We start from the raw sequence: 2,246 nt of genomic DNA, 5'->3' as shown, positions 1-2,246 counted from the left end.
CCGAGTTCAGATACTCCGCCTCGTAGTGCATGAAGCGGTAGTTCGCTTCGTCTTTGAGCAAGAACGCACCACACGATATGCTTTGGAAGAAATGCTTGTGAAAGTCCAGCGTGATCGAGTCCGCCAACTCCAGGCCTGCCAGCAGATCGCGGTGCTGCTGCGAAAGAATCAACGCACCACCCCAAGCCGCATCCACGTGCATCCACGCGCCATATTGCGCGCTGATGGCACGCACTTGCGGCAGGGGGTCAATGGCACCCGCATCGGTCGTGCCTGCTGTGGCCACCACGCACGCCACGATCTTGCCTTCGGCTTGCAGGCGCGCCATGGTGTGCGCCAGCGCATCCATGTCCATGCGCGCATCGGCATCCACCGGAACGGTCACCACGGACTGAAAGCCCATGCCCATCATGGCCATGTTCTTTTGCACGGAGAAGTGTGCGTTCTCCGAACAGATGACTTTGACGTTGCGCAGAGCCTCCGCAGGAATGCCGTCGCGCTGTACCGACCAAGGCTGGCCTTGCTCATCCTTCCAGTGCTTGGCAATGCACGCATCGCGCGCCAGCAGCACGCCCATCAGGTTGGACTGGGTGCCGCCCGAGGTAAAGACACCGGCATTGCCTGCGCCATAGCCCACTTTCCCACGCAGCCAGTTGATGAGCTGCACTTCCATCAACGAACCCGCCGGGCTTTGGTCCCACGAGTCCATGGACTGGTTGGTGGCGTTGATCAGCACCTCGGCAATCTGGCTGGCCACCATCGTCGGGCAGTGCAAATGCGCGAGCGAGTGCGGGTGGTGCACTTTCAGGCTCTTGTTTAAGAAAAGCTCGACCATGCGCTGCAGCGCTGGTTGCACGCCCATGCCCTCTTTCGAGGGGGTGAATGCAATCGTGCTGCGCAGTTCCTTGATGCTGCCGCCCGTGTACATCTTGTCGTTTTGCAGCCAGGCAGCCACGGCCTCAGTGGCTTGCGCCATGGCCTGTTTGTAGTCGGCAATCGATGCGGCATCGTTGCACAGCAGTGCTTGGCGGTGTTCAGAAAAATCCACCATGCTTATGCGCCCCGTACCGCAACCAGCGCTTCAGCCAATGCACGCTTGAAGCGCACCAGGACCTCTTCGCACTCGGCCTGCGTAATGATCAATGGGCACAGCAAACGAATCACCGTGCCATTGCGCCCGCCCTTTTCCAGCAGCAACTGGTTGTTAAAGCACGCCGTTTGAATGGCCGCTGCCAGCTTGGCATCGGCAGGCAAGGACCCCATATGGTCTGGGGACTGGCTCTCGTCCACAATTTCAATGCCCAGCATGAGGCCACGACCACGCACATTCCCAATGCAGGGGAATTCCGTCGCCATTTTCTTCAGTTCGGCTTGCAGGAAATCGCCACGCTCTTGGGCGTTTTGGGCCAGGTTTTGATCACGAATGGCCTTCAATGTGGCAATGCCCGTGCCCATGGCCATCTGGTTGCCGCGGAACGTGCCGGTGTGGCCTGCAGGCTGCCATGCATCGAACTTGCGCTTAATGCCCAGCACCGCCAGTGGCAAGCTACCACCCACGGCTTTGGACATGACGATGACGTCAGGCTCAATGCCCGCATGCTCAAACGCAAACATCTTGCCCGAGCGTGCAAAGCCTGCTTGCACCTCGTCCAAGATCAATACGATGCCGTGCTTTTCGGTCACTTCGCGGATTTTTTTCAACCACTTGGTGGGTGCAACCACCACACCGCCTTCGCCTTGGATGGCTTCCAAAATCACTGCCGCAGGCTTGGTCACGCCGCTTTCTACGTCTTCGATAAAGTTTTCGAAGTAATAGGTCAAAGCATCGACGCCTGCTTCACTGCCAATACCCAGTGGGCAGCGGTATTCATGGGGGTAGGGCATGAATTGCACGCCGGGCATCAAGCCATGCACCGCATTTTTGGCAGACAGATTGCCCGTCATGGCCAAAGCACCATGCGTCATGCCGTGGTAACCGCCAGAAAAGCTAATCACCGAGCTGCGGCCGGTAAAGGTCTTGGCCAGTTTGATGGCGGCTTCAGTTCCATCCGCGCCCGATGGGCCACAAAACTGTAGGCAATATGCGTCTTTGCCGCCGGGCAATTGTTCCAGCAAGGCTTCGGTGAACGCGTCTTTGAGGGGCGTCGTCAAATCCAGCGTATGCAAGGGCAACCCGCTGGCCAGCGTGGTTTGAATGCTTTCAATCACTGCGGGATGGTTGTGCCCCAAGGCCAAAGTCCCCGCGC

General features: G+C 58.5%; 2 protein-coding genes. Both read right to left on the bottom strand.

Annotated elements, in window-relative coordinates; genetic code table 11:
- Nucleotides 1-1,051: pyridoxal phosphate-dependent decarboxylase family protein (locus tag SJH88_RS18920; RefSeq protein ID WP_274755364.1), on the bottom strand; the 1,051-nt coding region annotated here is incomplete at its 3' end.
- 2 nt (nucleotides 1,052-1,053) lie between these two features.
- Nucleotides 1,054-2,246, bottom strand: a 1,193-nt coding sequence (locus tag SJH88_RS18915) for a diaminobutyrate--2-oxoglutarate transaminase (RefSeq protein WP_274755363.1), incomplete at its 5' end; no start/stop codon positions are given.

Origin of the sequence: Comamonas sp. GCA5 (assembly GCF_036541385.1) — a bacterium.
In the GTDB taxonomy this organism is placed as follows: Bacteria; Pseudomonadota; Gammaproteobacteria; order Burkholderiales; family Burkholderiaceae_C; genus Comamonas; species Comamonas aquatica.
Note: the sequence above shows the minus strand (reverse complement) of the source record. Positions and strands in the feature narration are given on the sequence as shown.